This window comes from Pseudoneobacillus rhizosphaerae (assembly GCF_917563885.1).
GTDB classification, from domain to species: Bacteria; Bacillota; Bacilli; order Bacillales; family Cytobacillaceae; genus Pseudoneobacillus; species Pseudoneobacillus rhizosphaerae.
The window spans coordinates 122,553-139,203 of the sequence record NZ_CAKJTG010000008.1 but is presented as its reverse complement, the minus strand read 5'-3'; the positions used below and the strand labels follow the sequence as shown (position 1 = coordinate 139,203).

Below are 16,651 nucleotides of genomic sequence, written 5' to 3'. Positions count from 1 at the left end.
AAAAAGAGAATAAAAAATAAAAAGTTTTCGACAATTTTTCCGACCTTTCTACACTGTGGATAACTTTATACACATTATACATACGTATGTATCTAACTTTATTCCAATTATAAACAAATTAACCACAGGTTATCCACCGATTCTTGTGGATAAGAGAACGATTGTTCTTATTGGATAAATTTGATAAATTAAGGATACAACAAAGGATAACCTATCAATTTATGACAATATAGAAAAGATTAGAACATTTTTTTAAAAAATAGGAGGTGGATGCTGACATGCGTAAATTGTCAGATGAACTATTAATTGAATCTTATTTTAAGGCAAGAGAATTAAATCTGAGTCAAGATTTTATCTCCCTCATCGAATTAGAAATTCACCGACGTGCCCTATCAAATAGAATAAAAGTATCTTCTTAAAAAATTGAAAGCCCTTTTTATAGGGCTTTTTTTCTTACAAATGCAATTCACCGATTTTTTCTCCCACTTTAATATGAAATGGCGTTTGAATAGTCGGTAGGAGAGTAAAGTGGTCCTTTGGCAATAATAGAATCACCGTTGAACCAAATGTAAAATAAGCCATTTCATTTCCTTTTGTCAACCTTTCATTTTCATGAGTTAATTCAATGGAATTCACAAACATAGCTCCGACCTTCACCATTGCAATAGGATGTCCCGAGACATTAATTTCTGTGATTGAACGATAATTTTTGGATAGAGTATCTCTTCCGTATTTTAACCCTAATTTATTTACAGGGTAGGATTTTGCTCCAAGTACCCATTGATCGGTAACTTTCCCTGTGACTGGGGAATGGATACGATGATAATGACTTGGACTTAAATAAAAAATCATATATGTACCATCTGAGTATTGCTTTGCCTTTTCAAGACTACCAAGCATTTCAGAAATTGAATATTGTTTTCCTTTAACTTCGATTATGGAGTTTGGTTGGATTTTGCCAACATCCTCAATTACAGCGTCGACAGGACTTAATATCGCTTCGTCTTCTTGATGAATCGGCCGTGCTTCATTTTTTAATTTACGAATAAAAAAATCATGTAAGGTTGAATAATGATCAATGGACTCTTCCATTTCATTGATGTTAATTTTATATGCTTTAGCAAAAGCTGGAACCATAAACCTGCTTAACTTGGAACGTGCAAATTTACTTAAAATAATGGATGACCATTTTCCATTTGTTAACTCAATTACAAGTCTATAAAAGGGTTTTAACAATATGCTTACCTCCAAAAATACTCTTTACGAATTTTTAATAGTGCTGAAGAATAAAATAGATTATTGAAAATAATCGTTAGGTACAAATTTTCAAAAGATTGATAAAAGGAGTGAGGTGGAATTAAAATTGTTCTTATCCAATGTAATTGATCAAACGATAAAAAAATTAAAATCCCAAACGGCAAATATGTTGACGTTAATCAATCTATCGCTTGGTGGGTACGCGATCATTTCCAGTATACATGGAGATTTAAATTTAAGTTTACTTCTAATCTTTGTCGCAGCCTTTGCAGATCGTTTTGATGGAATGGTAGCAAGAAAATTTAATATCGAATCAGAGCTAGGTAAACAACTAGATTCCATGTGTGATATTATATCATTTGGAGTGGCTCCTGCACTATTATTATACCAAGGAATTTTACATGAGTTTGGTGGGCCAAGTTCTTTTTTCACTGTATTTTATATAGCTTGCGGTGCATTGAGATTAGCACGGTTTAATATTACTGAAAACAATGGCTATTTTACAGGTCTTCCTATTACAGTAGCAGGATGTTTAGCAACCCTAAGCTATTTGACTATTCCCATTCTTCCACCTCAAACATTCATATTCATTATCATTATTCTCTCCCTTTTAATGATTAGTCCTTTTAGGCTTAGGAAGGTTTGATTATATATAAAAAAGAACACATCACCTATATGGGTTATGTGTTCTTTCTGTATTATTCGTTTAGAAGGGTAAGTAATTCTTCTACATCTCTTACGCAAAGCTTTACTGCGTCTTCCCAGAATTCGCGCTCTGTTAAATCAACATTCAAATGCTTTTTCGCTAGCTCTTCAACAGTCATACAGGCTGTATCTTTAAGTAAAGCAATATACTTTTCTTCATAGCCTTTTCCTTCTTCTAACGCCTTACTATAAATTCCTAACGAGAATAAATAGCCAAAAGTATACGGGAAGTTATAGAAAGGTACCCCAGTTATAAAGAAATGTAGCTTAGAAGCCCAGAATAATGGATGATATTCATCAAGACCATTTCCGTATGCTTCTTTTTGAGCTTGTAACATTAATTCATTTAACTTTTCAGCACTTACCATACCTGATTTTCTTGCTTCGTAAAACCTTGTTTCGAAAATAAAACGGGCATGAATATTCATAAGTAATGCTACCGAACGTTGAACCTTATCTTCTAACAAAGCCACTTTCTCTTCTTTTGATGTTGCATTTTTAACTGAAGCATCTGCTAAAATCAGCTCTGCAAATGTAGAGGCTGTCTCTGCAACGTTCATGGCATAATTACGATTTAACGGGTGTAAGTCTCTCATTGCATACGTATGGAAACCATGTCCTAGCTCATGTGCAAGAGTCGAAATATTAGAAGGTGTTCCAGAATAGGTCATAAAAATACGTGACTCAGCAGACTCAGGGAAGTAGGTATGAAAACCACCAGGTCTTTTTCCTGCACGATCCTCCGCTTCAATCCAGCGATCTTCAAAAGCCATTTTGGCAAACTTCGTTTTTTCTTCTCCAAATTGTGCAAAATGCTCAAGGATAAATTCAGCACCCTCTTGATAAGATAATTTAGTTTCACTTTCACCAATTGGCGCATCAAGATCATACCAGCTTAATTTTTCTAAACCTAAAAGATCTGCTTTCTTCTTTAAGTATTTTACAAATGGTTGCTTATGGTCGGAAATGACATCCCACATCGTATCCAATGTCTGTTTACTCATACGATTGATATCAAGAGGTTCTTTTAATACATCCTCCCAACCGCGTTTTTTATAAACATTTAGGCGGAAGCCTGCTAAATGATTTAATGTTTTGGATAGAATGTCTGCCTTATCCCCCCACGCCTTTTCCCAGTTTTCAAAGACAGACTCTCTAATATTACGGTCTGAGCTTGAAAATTTATTAGAAGCTTGACCCACAGATAATGGTTTTACTTCGCCATTTTCTTCAACTGGGATTTGAATCGTACCAACTATAAGATCGTACATTTGACCCCAGCTATGATATCCATCTACACCTAATGCATTGATAAGTGTTTCTTCCTCTTTTGAAAGCTTTTCCATAGCCCGTTGTCGACGTTCCGTAAGAACAAATGAAAGCTGTGAAATACGATCGTCGGCTAGAATTGTAGACCACATGTCCTCTGGAAAAGAAATCAATTTTTCATCAAATAAAGTAAGCGAGGATTGAAATGAAGCGCTTAACCCTGTAACACGTGACTGAAGCTCAGAAGCTTTTTTGTCAGCAGTGTTTTGTGCTTGTAAACAGCTTACAAATGCCCCTTCTTGACGTAGAGCCTTAGTAATTAACTGGAATTGTTCTAATAGCTCATGTAGTGTGTTTGCGTTCTCTTGTATTGTTGTATCATTCCACGTCTTAACCTTTTCTTCAAAAGCTTTTAGTTTCTTTTCCGTTTCTACAAGATGTGCTTGAAAATCAGGAGAGCTACTCCCTCCCTCAAAAAATACTTCTAAGTCCCAAACAGCTGAATATGTTGTGGCAGTCATGAAAATCCCCCTTTATTTATGTACATGTTTATTATAATAATATTTTCGGAAAATTTCTATAAATTTATTACGATACCCGAAAGAAAAGAAAAAAAGAAAAAGCTTATACTATATATGAGCATAAGCTTTTTCTTATTAGCGTTTTTTTCGTTTCTCTTTTTCTGCCCGATAAAATTCGTGAAACATCTTCATCAAAGCTCTTTTTTCAATTCTAGAAACATAGCTTCTAGAAATCCCAAGTTCTTTCGCAATTTCTCTTTGTGTTTTTTCCTTTTGCAAATCTAATCCAAAACGCCCTACGATGACTTCTCTCTCTCTTTCATCCAACACGTCAATATATACTTTAATTTTCTCAAGTTCCATATTTAATTGAATCGTATCAATTACATCTTCAGATTCTGATTTAAGTACATCAATGAGAGAAATTTCATTTCCCTCCTTATCCTGCCCAATTGGGTCGTGTAAGGAAACATCCTTTTTTGTCTTCTTTAAAGCACGCAAATGCATTAAAATTTCATTCTCTATGTCATTAGTGTAGCAATAATTAAAACAAATAAATCTCGACCTCTTTTTCTTTAGTTACCGCTATTTGTTTCACCAAAGAACGTATGACTTCCTTTTTGCCATCAAAAGAAAGCTCCTCTTTCAAAGTTAATTTTAACTCGATGGCTCTTCTCATTAATGATTCACTATTATCAATTCCTAAGCCTTTTAATTGTTCTTCTAATTGGTTATACTGTGTTTGTAGTGTTTTCTCACGACTTTGAAGTTCTTCAAGCTGATCTTTGATTTCCGTCAAATCAAGATCATCACTCATGGCGACTAGCGTTAATAAACGTTGTCGTCCTTTTTTGTTTTTCTCTATTTCTTTTGAAATCTGTTCCAATTCATTTTGGTAATAATCTCGTTCCTTAGTACTTGCCTTATACTGAAGGATTTTTTCGGGTTCATTCAATATTTTTAATATATGTTTCCAAACTTCTTCCTCGATTTCATCAATTTGAATATAGTTACCGCAGCCTTTCACCTTAGCTCCAGCTGTATTTTTTATATCTGAATATATAAATTTGTAATTCCCCCACCATTTTACTCTTCTTCCGCTCATCGTATTACCGCAATCTTTACATATTAAAAGACCTGATAACAAATATTGATTTAAAGATTCTTTGGCAAATCGCCTCCTGGATTGAGCCAAAAATTCTTGAGCAACGTTGAATTGTTCATCTGGAATAATTCGCGGAATACTTACATAAATCCACTCTTCTTGTGGTCGTAATGATTGGATCGTTGCTTGCCCTGATTGTTTGCGAACATAATTCCCATCGGTGTTGTGTTTGTTATGAGCATGACGGCCAGTATAAGATTCATTGAGTAGAATCTGTCGTACTACTTGACGATGCCACACTTGCTTTTTTTTGGCTGTAGGGATACCGATTTCTGTTAAGTGCTTTGCTATTCCATTAATGCCTTTAAAGGGGCTCGTAGCATCTGTGAAGTAATCAAATATCATTCGAACCACTTTCGCTTCTTCTTCATCTATAGTGTAGGTATTTTTATCTTTATCAAACCCGTATCCATAAAGGCCGTAATTACCTAATACTTTCCCTTCACGGGCTTTTCGTAATTTTCCACCTTTGGTTCTTTGTTTAATCTTTTCTTTTTCGAATTCAGATATAGAACCACGGATATTTTTAAATAATTGTCCTTCGGCTGTTTGAGCATATTCACCATTAACAAACTCAACAAATACCCCTTTTTTTCGAAATTCTTCATCGAGCATGAGCTGGTGCATTAATTTTCTGGATAGACGGTCTGGATCATAACAAATAATTTCGGTGACGATTCCAGATTGAACAGCTTCACGCAATTGTGTTAACCCTGGGCGATCTAAAACTTCTCCTGAAATCCCTTCATCTAAAAAAATTAAATGTTCTTCATTTCCGATTTTCTTTTTACATTCATCAATCTGATTCTTTAGCCCGTAGCCCTTCGTCGATTGGTCCTCTATAGATACTCTTCCATAAAGTGCTTTCATGAAGAATCTCCTTTCTGATATGCTGCGCTATTATATGATAGCATTTAACAATGTTCTCGTCAGTATGAGGACCCTTTACAATTATTACCTTCATGTTGTCTCACCTCTATACACTGTATGAGAATGAGGCCTGTCTATATTAATGAAGAAAAAAAGACATCCTATTGGATGCCGAAAAAGGATTTCACTTGATAAACCATCGTCTTGATTCGCTTTTTCAAACTACGTTTTTTAGGTTCTCGGATAATCACTTGCACCTTTTTCGGACAACTGACCACAATAGGCTTACCTTTTACCATTTCAATCACTACTGGACGCATTAAGCATTCCTCCTTTTTACCAAGAAAGGCTCGTAGGGTAAACCCCTATGAGCCAGATACAACTTTATTCATTTCTTCTATTGGAGCAGGTAGTTTAGTTATGAATCGACCATAACCATCTTTACTCTTAATTAAATTCATCGAATGGTATCGAGGTAATTTAAGCAGGTCCTCTTCCACAAATGGATACAGCTCACTCTTTAACTCCTTGAAATTCTCCTTATCACATCCGCTTATCAACATGTAACTAGCATTAGCTGACCGTAATTCGTCGCGAATATGTTTTATTTGATTTAAGTAGTGGCAGCTGATGATTGGTTTCATTCCGAACTTAGCCATACGAGATAAGCGCTGTTTTAATAATTGCTCAGTGTTTTGCACTTGGTATAATTCATCGATGATTAAATTTACTTTTCGTTGTTTGTCTCGCTCAGGTATGTTTTCACTTCTCACCTGGAGCGCTAGATAGATTTTAGTCATCCAGTAAGTTGTATACACATCACGTTCATTATCTGTGGAAAACATCGTTTCTGGCATTTTAATACAGATAATCTGATTCTTTTGTACCTCTTCTACAAGATTGATGTTATTTTCAGTCCCTTTCTTAAGCATCAGCTCCATATATGGATTATCTTTTAACTTGTTAAGTCGGCTAATAATACCCTCTACAAGATGTAATTTTGTACCTTTAACAGCTCCTTCTTTATCCCGATCATCAAGTTCCCTTAAATACCCAATGTATTCTTCCATATTTTCAAACTGGCTTGAAGGCACTTTTTCTATATACTCTGCTCGCTTAACGTGATTTTGCAGTACAGAAAAAACATCTTTTACATTCCCAGCACTTAGGAATACTGTTAAAGCTGCACTTGTCATGAATCGATTCATACGAGCTGAAAATGTTGTATCATCTGCATTAATGGAATTAACTAATGTTGTAAGTTGGGTAGTCATTTTCTTTGCATTAGCATAGCGAATGAATGGATCCGCACTTGTTGGTATCTCGTTATATCCCATCCCCTGCAAAGTCTTAAAATCATGACATTCGATATTTAATACTTTATCTTCTGGAAATAATGCAGATACCTCATCACTAAGCTCACAATTTTTGATGTAATCGAATAATACTACACATTCATCATTCCTGATTGCATCATAGGATAGATTTCCAATTAGAGTAGATTTACCTGCGCGAGTAGGACCGATTAATACTAAAGTTAATTGTTTATATTCTTTATCTGTGGATAGATAGGCTTCTTTTTTATTTCCTCTAAAGGTACTTTCGCCAATTCTGAAAACACCTTTTTGTAAGTCCTCTGGTACTTGTGTTTCTTGTGTATCAACCTTTTCAATAAAGTTGTGTTTCTCTAGAATATCTCTTCCTGCCATACTCACAAAATTTTGTACCTCTTCATCCCCTACTTTATTTGTCTCAGCTCCCTTGATCAGATAGTCAGTGAATTTGAAATCTGACTTTAATTTCTTTGGTACTAATCGATTATCCTCAGTAATGGTTTCAAATGCTTGAGTTAAACTTTTTGCATTATTATGCTGCCGTAATTTATCCTGGCTTTCACTCATAACCACAATTTGAGTATTTAGGATAGTTGCATTAGCTTTCTTTCTGGTAGAATCATTTATTTGTTTGCCTCCATTTAATCTTTCAAGTGTTTTCTCCAGTAGATCTATACTGTTTTCACCTTTCTTACTTTTATTTTCACCTCCGATAGCTTCACCAATATCATCCACAACTGAAGCAAGTATGCCGAAAACAAATTTTAAAGCATAGGCTATCCCCATTTTATTCCTATCTGTAGGTAGATTCTTTTTCACTTTACGAATAGTAGCTTCATAAGAACTCCTCCAGGTAAATTGTGTAGCAGGAATGAAGTTATAAAATACTCCAACCTTATCCCCTTCCTCCATGACATCCACAATATTTAATTTAGATTGGAGTAAGTCTGAATTTCTACGATCAACGGCTAAACTCAATCCATCTTCCTTTGTATAAACCATTTGATACTTGGTTGCCGTTTCTGAGAAAGCAGGGAGCAATTCAACCTCTTTAATGGTAATATTACTCCATACATCACTGATTTTTTCCTTTAAGAATGAATGGTGCTGTTTAGGTATGATGAAGTAAAACTCAACCTTTTTCTTCTCTATATACACGTAATAACTAACCTTAGGGCTTACTTCATAAGAGTACTTGGTACCAAACAAGAATTCTTTGCCTAGTAATTTAATAGCCTTAGCCTCTTCCTTCTTAATGTTTTGGAGTAAGTTTTTGTATAATGATGAAATAGCTTTTGCGATTTTGTTGGTGGATTGATTGCGGATAGAATTGTTAGGAGTAAGTTTTAGGTAGATATATTCCGGCTTAATCAGATTAAAATAAGTACTAAATTTCATTATTAAACCCCTCCGAATAAATACTTTAATAGTACGTTAGCCACAATTAACACTCCTGCCCATCGGCCACCATCTTTCCACCCGGCCACTTTTAAGATAATTAATACTGCAGCTCCTACCAATGTTGTACCAAGTAGTAAATCTTTAAGTGCATCTCCGATTCCCAGTGCAATTTCTGTGGCCATATCAGCCGTTTTTTCTCTTAAAGTTTCTCCACCCCATCCCATTAGCTTAGAAATCATACCTTGATGTACATCGTTACCACTAATGTTCGCTAATTGTTCTGCAAGTGGTGTTGGATCCGTAAACTGACCTTCTGGAGACTTAAGACCAAAATGCAAATGTGCTCCTGTGGAATTACCTGTATTGCCGCTTAATCCAATCACCTCACCAAAATTTACTTGTTCTCCAACTTTAGCTTTTACTTCATTCATGTGACCGTATATTGCTCGGCTTCCATCTGGAAACTGAATCGATAATCCTTTTCCTATTGGACCTTCGCCGGTAAATACTTTATCAATGACACCTTCACCTATTGATCTAAGAGTGCTATTTTCAGGAATAGCTAAATCAATACCTGAGTGAGGCTCCCAATTCCTAACTGGTGATAATTCACCGTACTCTCCACTTAATCGAAATTTCATAATTAAACCTCCTAAGCAGTTAATTCTTTAAATATTATATCGATTTCATCCATTGCCCACGGTAATCCAAACAATAGTAAGTAGACTAATAGATAACCAACAAAACCTTTTTTAGCTGAATCAAAGTCACCGTTTGCCATGTTCTTGATGGTATCGAAGCCACCTTTAAAAATGATGATCCATTTCCCTACACTTAGTAATTTGGCATATAATTTCTCTGCTCCTGCCTCAATGCCACTAGAAGCGAAAGCATAATCAAACCCACTTCCAGCAACCAGAATGATAACTGTAGTACCCACAACTTTGTAAACAATTCCGTACTTATCAAGATGACGTTTTACCTTAGTAGCAAAAGTCTCAGGCTCCCTACCGTTTAGAAACTCTTTAATCGACATTCTTTGCTCTTTCATTCGACATTCCTCCAAAAAATATTTTGGTTAATAACCACATAGACAGGCATTTTTTAAAAATGAATGGCATAAGCTGACGTAAAGGCGCGTCGGCTACCTAGCCACCGTCTAACCTAATTTTCTACAATCAATTTTAATACCGCCATTAGGAGTTTTAACTACATGCGCCATGTTCCCTTGGTTATTAACCATTGGAATTGGCGCTTTTTTTATGCCATTTTCCATATCGCGCTGAATTAATTGCTTAATATATGCTGAGAAATTTGTGTATTGCTCAGTATGCTTCCTTAACTGCTCCTGGAATGGATCTACCACATTAAAGCTGACTGACTTGTTGATGATTTTCTTAGCCAAGTTTTACACCCCCATTAATATTTAGTTAGTAACTGGTTAGTGTTAGAAGGATTTTTCTTAACTGGTAAAGAAGTAATTACTAACTGGTTAATACATCATATACACGAATGCCTATAATAATGTATGTCCAACTAAAATATTTTTCTTTTAGTTAATTTTTTAACGGAGAGTGAAAATAATGGTTCTACATTGCAAGTTGTCTTACATATTGTTAGAGCAAGACAGGTCACAGAAATGGTTAGCTGATGAAATTGAGGTAAGCATGGCAACAATTAGCCAAATAAAAAAAGGAAAACGACTTCCTACTTTACCTGTTGCTTTGCGAATTGCAAAAGCTTTGAATAAAAACGTTGAAGAAATATGGGTGGAGGAAAACAATGAGAGCATCGATTGATGTATACATGATTGTAAATGGAACCAAATCACTAAAACGTGGTGAATGGCAAGTTAGGGATGCAACTGAAATTCCGAAGGTAGCTTATGAGTGGATCATGCGAATCAGAAGGGAAACAGGATATTACGGTAAAGATTCAATTATTGAGAAGGTTATTGTGGATGGAGATAAGAATATAACTTTTGAAGTTAAGGAAATAGATGAAGCCCCTCTTAAATGGTGATGTCTATTTATTAAGGAGGAAATGAAGTGAAAAAATTAATATTACTTTTATTTACATCTTTAGTTTTAATGACGGGTTGTTCGGAAGAAAAAAAATTAACCGAAGAATACACTAATAAGAAAAATATTGAGGAAAGCATATCAGAACCTTCGCAAGAGGAATTGAATGAAAAATTAAAAACTGAATCTGTTCAAGCTGACTTTGTGGAATTAAATAGTGATCAGGCTGAGATTGGTAAAAAAGTATTTACAACCGGTGAAGTTAGTATTATTAAAGAAGATGGTATCTTTAAAACATTCACGCTTACAACAAAAGAAAATAATGGTTACGGAATGTTTACAATAACAGATATTCTAAAATCAGAAAATTACCAAGATGGAGATACAGTAAAGATTTTCGGTACTTATGCAGGAAAAGATGATCTAGGTTTCCTTAAAATTGATTCAACGGTAATTGAAAAGCAATAAGCCCCTCCAACCGGAAGGGCTTTTTCTTATTCTTCTACAATGTGGATGGTAATCTTATGATTCTTACGGATATCCGCAGCAACTTTTTCTGCCTGCTCTTTAGTTGGGAATGGACCAGACTTTAACCGGTATTGTTTACCTACCTGTTTCTTTTTCAAACCGTATATCGCTACCAGTGCATCCACAATGGCTTTCGCTACGGTATTTCTGTATTCATCTGATTTCAGCAAAGCAGCTTCTTTTTTATTTGTCATAAAGCCAGCTTCAACTAAAATCTTAGCCTTTGCTTTTGTTTCACGAATCATATGAAAATTACCTTCTTTAACTCCACGACTTTTTAAGCCAGTGTATTTAATAAGGTTTTCTTGTACAACGTTTGCTAACTTACTAGATTCTAATTCAGTGTGTTTATAGACAAATGTCTCAATACCATTTGCCTCATTCCACCCACTACCATAAGCATTAGCATGTATATCGATATGAACATGAGCTCCCCATGAAACAGAACGGTCTGAGCGTTCAGCGAGAGAAATGTCTTTTTGACCTGTTGGATCATCCAGTCTTAACACTGCTACGTCTTGATACTCAGCTAGTAAAGTCATCATATATTTTACTACTACACTATTAAACACCCATTCAGGCATACCGTCTGGAGTACGTTTACCTGGTGTGTGGAAATCATGGCCAGCTGATAAGGATATCTTTAAAAGGTCACTCATTTCCGTTCATCCTTCCCTTTCAAAACCACTATTGCATTCTTGATTTGCTCAGGTACCGGTAAACCAATTCTTCCAGCATTTTCAGTAATACTTAGGATTTCGTTCACGGCATAGAAAACAATCACCATCGTCATGATTAGTGCTTTGGATTCTAATCCACTTTCAATTAATAGCAAGTCAATTAAATGAGCAACAGCAACCATCATAAAGATAAACACTTTCCGTGCGATCCCAATCATACCTACTTTACTTTTGAGCTCTCCCTGGATGTACCCAGCAGATAAACCGCTAATAAAATCGATAATGGTTAATGCCAGGAGAATAGTTAACAACATAGTCCAATCGCCATACAAGAATTGAACACCCCCTGCTAATATTGCTACTAAAAACTGAAAAGATTTATCCATATATTTCACCAAACTTCCTAATAAAATTAGCCCCGATTGGTTCGGGGCCAAACTAAAATTATTCTGCTGCTATAACAGGTACAATCAACTTTATAACGTTCTTGTTTATGACAGCATTTCCAACTCGAATTGCTAATAGCTTTGGATCATTCATCTTACTTTCCATTTCTTCTGCATTATAGGATTCTACTTCAGTTGTAATAATTGTACCGTCATGTAAAGATACTTGAATTTTTGTCATTGTTATACCTCCGTATCATGTAATTTGATTTAAAGCATTACTTAATGCCATTATCTTTCCGTTAACCCCTTTCTCACCTGTAGAAACTGATGCAGGAGCATTAGTCATTGAACTTATAGCAAGTCGAGCTTCTTCATAGTGATTACTAGTGAGACTAGTCTTTGAGACTGCGTTTGTAAAAGGGTAATCTTTTCCTTCTCCAAGCTTGTATTTTCTAAATTCATTTATTCTCTTAGTGAAATTATTCCAATCTGTCGCTGAGACAACATCAGCACGAAGAACACCACCTAAATCATAGGTAGTGCTGCTTGAAATCAATGTAGACCAAGACCAATTTGTAGGTCTAGTTACCGCTGTCCCTGTAGTCGTAAAGACTTTAGTTCCTGCATGTACTCGTCCACCTGTAGAAGTGGATTTAACAAACCCTTTTAATGTGTATGTGCTACCCGAATTTAAACCACTGAAATCAAATGAAGTATAGTGTTGATTAGAAGAATCTATCCAACTTTGTGTAATTAGATATTCTTCCTCATTCCCTCTCCATAACTCCATTTCAAATAAATGATAGTAATTAGCTTCGAACATCAAGTTTTCGATAGTGGCACGAACTGATGTATTTGTAATATTCTTGGCAGTTACACCTAATGATGGAGTAGGGTCTGTGCCACCTCCACCACTATCTTTTAGTGGAACGTCACCTGAATAATAAGCAGAGCCGCTTGTGGAAGTTGAATCAGTCTGACCTATATAAGACCCATTGTAACTAGGTGAACTCGGACTACCACTGACACTATCTAAGTACAGTGTTCCTGCATATGTCCCATCATCAAAACTTATACTAGAACTAGCATTGTGAGTAGGATCACCGCTTCTACCCCAACCGTTAATCGGATCACCACCAGATGTTGTAGTAACATCAGCATAACCTTCACCATTCGTAGTAATAGTAGCACCATCAGCAGATGCACCTCCAGGATATGGTGGAGCAACAGTTTCAACGAAATTACTACCTTCGTATGATAGCGATCCGTCTTTCGCCCAAGTATCGAACGCTTTATAATATTTCCATCTTTGCGTAGTGGTAACACTTTTCCTTGTAGTAGTTGTGGTTACAGGAGTATAGCCTGTCACTACCCATTCCCAATTCTGAAAAACAGTACAAGTTCGACTATCGTATCTCATAGCCATAAGTAATCACCTACCCGAATGAGGCTACAACTGTTATTCCAGTCACAGGATTATTTTGAAAGTCGATTGTACCTCCAGATTCAAATGTATATCTACCTGCTGAAAACACTAAATTCCCTGTAGCGTATGATGCATTTTCTGCATAAATATTAGCCGTATTTCCAGAAGTCTCATCAGCAATTAACTTTAACACTCCACCTCTAATTCGATCGGCACTCATTGTCCCTGTTAGGATATTCCCGCCGTCTATAATTGTTTGACCAGGTGTTTGTAGGTTGGTGATAGTAACATACCCATTTAGATTCACTTTAGACGCATCAATTGATATTTCTTCAGCGGTTTGGTTAATGGCAGATATTACTCCATTTTTTTCTACCTTCGAAGTAATTTGATCAGCTTGAATAACTATTTGCGCTTCAGCTTCACCAATGCGTTCAACTGCCAAAGTGATACTCTTGTTTGTTTGTTCGAACTTTGAACGATTCTCTTTTTTGTTCTCTTTCACTTCGATTTTGGTCTGAGTTAATGAATCTATAAATGTTTGTTTTCGATTAGATAACTCTACAACCGGACTTTTTTTTATAAACGGCCATGACTTAACAGACATTATGCGAGTTTGAAATTCGAGATTAAGAGGCTCGTAGATTAGCCAAATTTTATCGCCTAATTGTGCCTCGAAACCTAACTGAGATAACTCCACCTCAATCGAAACTTCTGGTTCATCTTGTATCTCTTTTTTGCATTTCTCAAGCAAGTTTTCAGGAATTGTAAAGCGTTCATCCCTTATTGGTTCGCCATGTCTTTCACCGTAAATAGCAATATTGGGCGATCGGTACTCGACAACTAACCCATCGGCCCCATAACCTTTTATTACTGTTGCAAAATTAGTTGTATCAACAGTTCGCTTCAAAGTTTTGATGTTATGTTTATAGCGAAACTGCTGATCGTTGTCTTCGCCGACTTCCTTTTCAAACCTTAAATGTCTACCTGGTTGAATTTTTCTTTCACAAAGAAATTCAGAACAAATTTGATTTACCAAAGAAACAGTATTTCCTTCGCCGAAGTTAGGAATTAACTTTGATTCTATGACATCTCCATTTTCAAATGTCCATCCAGATCCATTCAAAGCAAATGTTGCAGCTGCATCCAGTGATAAGGTTCCTCCACTTATTTCGTAGATCTGATTATCAATCGTTTCGAAAAAGAGATGCTGCGCAATAATCTGCTTTCGATTGTTTACCTCAACCATTTTCTTGATTCTAAACTCATGGCCATCTAATTCGACAATCGATTCTTCTTGAACCAATGGATATGAATGGGCGTTTTTCTCAGTTAATAAACAAGTGAACGATAACGAAAAGTCACCGTTCACTTCTTCATATATTTCAACATTTTGGACATCCGTTAATGCTTCTGTATTTCCAAACAAATCAGTTACGATGAGCATAGCTGATTTATTTAAAACGACTTGATTCTGTACGATATTATTTTGTACGACTTCATTTTGCACAATAGAAGAATGTATGGTTGGATTAACACCTACTTTTGTGGATGAAGAAATATTTATTTGCATTAATCAACACTCACATTCAAGTTTTTTGGTGCTATTGTTAATTGATCTCCAGCACGAATATAAATAGGTTTTTCTAATTTGTCATACCAAAATAATAAGGAACCGAATTTATCCCGTAAACCTACATATGTGATTGTATCCCAATCCCCATCTGCAACCGAAAACTTAATCTCGTTAGTATTTTTTACTGCAGTACCTTCTACTGCGAAATTTACCAATTGCATTGAATACCCTTTACCACTCAACTCTCTTCCCTTTACATCGTTTTCGGTTGGATTTTCTTTAAAAAGAGTTAAATACATGGGTCTAGACAAAAGTGAATGTGCTAACATTCTTGGTTTTTCTAATAATCCTAGTGGCATAAAGTTATCTCCCTTCTGAGATAAAAAGAGCCCTAATACTAGGACTCTCTACTGAACTAAATATTTCTTATGCTGCTCTCGTTTTCGTTCTTCCGTTATCCGTGCATATCTGAGAGTGGTGTCTGGAGAGCTATGACCTAGAAGTTCCTGAACGGCAACTAACTCAGCTCCATTATTAAGTGTCAGCATTCCAAAAGTTCTTCTCAAGTCGTGTGGACTGACTGATTTCTCAAATCCTGCATTCTTTGCTATTACAGCTATTTCACGCTGTATGCCTCTGTTAGACAATCTTTTATGAGGTTTTCTTACCGAAACAATCAAAGCATCATTATTGTCTGTTCGGCTATTTAAATACTTTTTCAGATGGTACATGGCCTAATATGAGAAGTAAACTTCTCGTTCTTTTGAACCTTTACCATATACTTTGACACTCATATTTTGATAATTGATATCAGACTTATTTAATCGTTGAACCTCTGATAAACGGGCTCCTGTTGCATACAGTACTTCCACAAATGCTCGCTGTCTTGGAGATTTACATGATTCCCTCATCATCTCTAACTCTTCGATAGTTAACGCTTTCGGCATTAATTTCTCAAGTTTAGGAGACTTTATCTTTAGTGTGGGATCTCTTTGGATAAATTCTTCCGATGTTAGCCAAACAAAAAAACTTCTTATGGAATTTAGTTTTCTACCAAGCGAACTTAACTTTAAATGATTAAATTCCGCTAAATGAGCTCGTATATCGGCTGCTGTAATATCCTCTACTTTTCTTTTCACGCGATTGGCAAAGCAGTTTAAATCTAATCTATAGTTTCGTAGAGTATCAGGCTTTAAACCTTCTATTTTCTTAGCTGACAGATATAACTCAATCTTATCTTTGATGTCAGGATGTGGCTCATCCTCAGTTACTAGTACAGTGTGGTATTTTGACATAACAGTAGATAATTTACCTTTTGTACTTTCTACATCGATGGAAGGATCCCTGTCATACAAAACTGAAATGATATCAGACAACAATTGTTCTCCTGCATTAATCATAAATACCCTCCTTATTCGATACGTTTAACGTATTATATTTATATAATACACCAATACTATTTACGTATCAATAAGAAAATGATATTTTAAACGTATCAATAAAATTTAG

The 16,651-nt window shown here is 35.6% G+C and carries 19 protein-coding genes and 2 pseudogenes; 5 read left to right on the top strand and 16 right to left on the bottom strand.

What is annotated here, in order from left to right:
* Nucleotides 1-278 precede the first annotated feature (278 nt).
* Complete coding sequence (locus tag LRP83_RS08825) at nt 279-419, top strand: sporulation histidine kinase inhibitor Sda (protein ID WP_230496329.1); 141 nt, start codon at nt 279-281, stop codon at nt 417-419.
* A gap of 34 nt (nt 420-453) precedes the next feature.
* Here LRP83_RS08825 and LRP83_RS08820 read toward each other — a convergent pair whose 3' ends face one another.
* Complete coding sequence (locus LRP83_RS08820) at nt 454-1,236, bottom strand: phosphatidylserine decarboxylase (RefSeq protein ID WP_230496328.1); 783 nt, start codon at nt 1,234-1,236, stop codon at nt 454-456.
* A 127-nt stretch (nt 1,237-1,363) separates the two neighbouring features.
* On the opposite strand from LRP83_RS08820, the gene pssA reads away from it, so the two are divergent.
* Entirely contained in the window at nt 1,364-1,903 is a 540-nt protein-coding gene (gene pssA, locus LRP83_RS08815) for a CDP-diacylglycerol--serine O-phosphatidyltransferase (RefSeq protein ID WP_230496327.1), read from the top strand.
* A 52-nt stretch (nt 1,904-1,955) separates the two neighbouring features.
* Here the strand turns inward: pssA and LRP83_RS08810 are convergent, their stop codons facing one another.
* The 8 genes and pseudogenes from LRP83_RS08810 to LRP83_RS08775 form a co-directional block, all read right to left on the bottom strand.
* Complete coding sequence (locus LRP83_RS08810; RefSeq protein WP_230496326.1) at nt 1,956-3,752, bottom strand: M3 family oligoendopeptidase; 1,797 nt, start codon at nt 3,750-3,752, stop codon at nt 1,956-1,958.
* A 135-nt stretch (nt 3,753-3,887) separates the two neighbouring features.
* Nucleotides 3,888-4,277 (bottom strand): annotated as a pseudogene (locus LRP83_RS08805) (sigma-70 family RNA polymerase sigma factor); the annotation flags it as partial.
* A gap of 19 nt (nt 4,278-4,296) precedes the next feature.
* On the bottom strand, nt 4,297-5,787 hold the full coding sequence (locus LRP83_RS08800) for a recombinase family protein (protein ID WP_230496325.1): 1,491 nt from the start codon (nt 5,785-5,787) through the stop codon (nt 4,297-4,299).
* A gap of 161 nt (nt 5,788-5,948) precedes the next feature.
* A complete protein-coding gene (locus LRP83_RS08795; RefSeq protein WP_230496324.1) occupies nt 5,949-6,107 on the bottom strand; it encodes a hypothetical protein in 159 nt (52 codons plus the stop codon).
* Between the two features lie 45 nt (nt 6,108-6,152).
* A complete protein-coding gene (locus LRP83_RS08790) occupies nt 6,153-8,519 on the bottom strand; it encodes a type IV secretory system conjugative DNA transfer family protein (RefSeq protein WP_230496323.1) in 2,367 nt (788 codons plus the stop codon).
* Between the two features lie 2 nt (nt 8,520-8,521).
* The gene (locus LRP83_RS08785) at nt 8,522-9,163 is read right to left on the bottom strand and encodes a M23 family metallopeptidase (protein WP_230496322.1); all 642 of its coding nucleotides are present in this window, start codon (nt 9,161-9,163) and stop codon (nt 8,522-8,524) included.
* A gap of 11 nt (nt 9,164-9,174) precedes the next feature.
* Complete coding sequence (locus tag LRP83_RS08780) at nt 9,175-9,573, bottom strand: hypothetical protein (protein WP_230496321.1); 399 nt, start codon at nt 9,571-9,573, stop codon at nt 9,175-9,177.
* 108 nt (nt 9,574-9,681) lie between these two features.
* Complete coding sequence (locus LRP83_RS08775; RefSeq protein ID WP_230496320.1) at nt 9,682-9,927, bottom strand: hypothetical protein; 246 nt, start codon at nt 9,925-9,927, stop codon at nt 9,682-9,684.
* A 196-nt stretch (nt 9,928-10,123) separates the two neighbouring features.
* Between LRP83_RS08775 and LRP83_RS08770 the strand changes: the two genes are divergently transcribed.
* Genes LRP83_RS08770 through LRP83_RS08760 form a run of 3 tightly spaced genes read left to right on the top strand, consistent with a single transcriptional unit; the run spans nt 10,124 to nt 11,011 of the window.
* Nucleotides 10,124-10,321: a helix-turn-helix transcriptional regulator gene (locus LRP83_RS08770; RefSeq protein WP_230496319.1), complete on the top strand. Its 198-nt coding sequence runs from the start codon at nt 10,124-10,126 to the stop codon at nt 10,319-10,321.
* The gene (locus tag LRP83_RS08765; RefSeq protein WP_230496318.1) at nt 10,305-10,544 is read left to right on the top strand and encodes a hypothetical protein; all 240 of its coding nucleotides are present in this window, start codon (nt 10,305-10,307) and stop codon (nt 10,542-10,544) included. The genes LRP83_RS08770 and LRP83_RS08765 overlap by 17 nt, the downstream gene beginning before the upstream one ends.
* Before the next feature lie 26 nt (nt 10,545-10,570).
* Complete coding sequence (locus tag LRP83_RS08760; RefSeq protein ID WP_230496317.1) at nt 10,571-11,011, top strand: hypothetical protein; 441 nt, start codon at nt 10,571-10,573, stop codon at nt 11,009-11,011.
* Nucleotides 11,012-11,037: 26 nt separating this feature from the next.
* Here LRP83_RS08760 and LRP83_RS08755 read toward each other — a convergent pair whose 3' ends face one another.
* The 7 genes and pseudogenes from LRP83_RS08755 to LRP83_RS08725 all read right to left on the bottom strand — a co-directional run bounded on the left by LRP83_RS08755 (nt 11,038) and on the right by LRP83_RS08725 (nt 16,437).
* A complete protein-coding gene (locus tag LRP83_RS08755; protein ID WP_230496316.1) occupies nt 11,038-11,730 on the bottom strand; it encodes an N-acetylmuramoyl-L-alanine amidase in 693 nt (230 codons plus the stop codon).
* Nucleotides 11,727-12,137 (bottom strand): phage holin family protein, encoded by a 411-nt coding sequence (locus tag LRP83_RS08750; protein ID WP_230496315.1) that lies wholly within the window; start codon nt 12,135-12,137, stop codon nt 11,727-11,729. The genes LRP83_RS08755 and LRP83_RS08750 overlap by 4 nt, the downstream gene beginning before the upstream one ends.
* A gap of 58 nt (nt 12,138-12,195) precedes the next feature.
* Nucleotides 12,196-12,378, bottom strand: a complete 183-nt coding sequence (locus tag LRP83_RS08745; protein WP_230496314.1) for a hypothetical protein — start codon at nt 12,376-12,378, stop codon at nt 12,196-12,198.
* Nucleotides 12,379-12,393: 15 nt separating this feature from the next.
* On the bottom strand, nt 12,394-13,566 hold the full coding sequence (locus LRP83_RS08740) for a hypothetical protein (RefSeq protein WP_230496313.1): 1,173 nt from the start codon (nt 13,564-13,566) through the stop codon (nt 12,394-12,396).
* Nucleotides 13,567-13,576: 10 nt separating this feature from the next.
* Nucleotides 13,577-15,139, bottom strand: a complete 1,563-nt coding sequence (locus LRP83_RS08735; RefSeq protein ID WP_230496312.1) for a phage tail spike protein — start codon at nt 15,137-15,139, stop codon at nt 13,577-13,579.
* Complete coding sequence (locus LRP83_RS08730; protein ID WP_230496311.1) at nt 15,139-15,501, bottom strand: phage tail fiber protein; 363 nt, start codon at nt 15,499-15,501, stop codon at nt 15,139-15,141. The genes LRP83_RS08735 and LRP83_RS08730 overlap by 1 nt, the downstream gene beginning before the upstream one ends.
* Before the next feature lie 48 nt (nt 15,502-15,549).
* Nucleotides 15,550-16,437, bottom strand: a pseudogene (locus LRP83_RS08725) (tyrosine-type recombinase/integrase).
* Nucleotides 16,438-16,651: the final 214 nt, after the last annotated feature.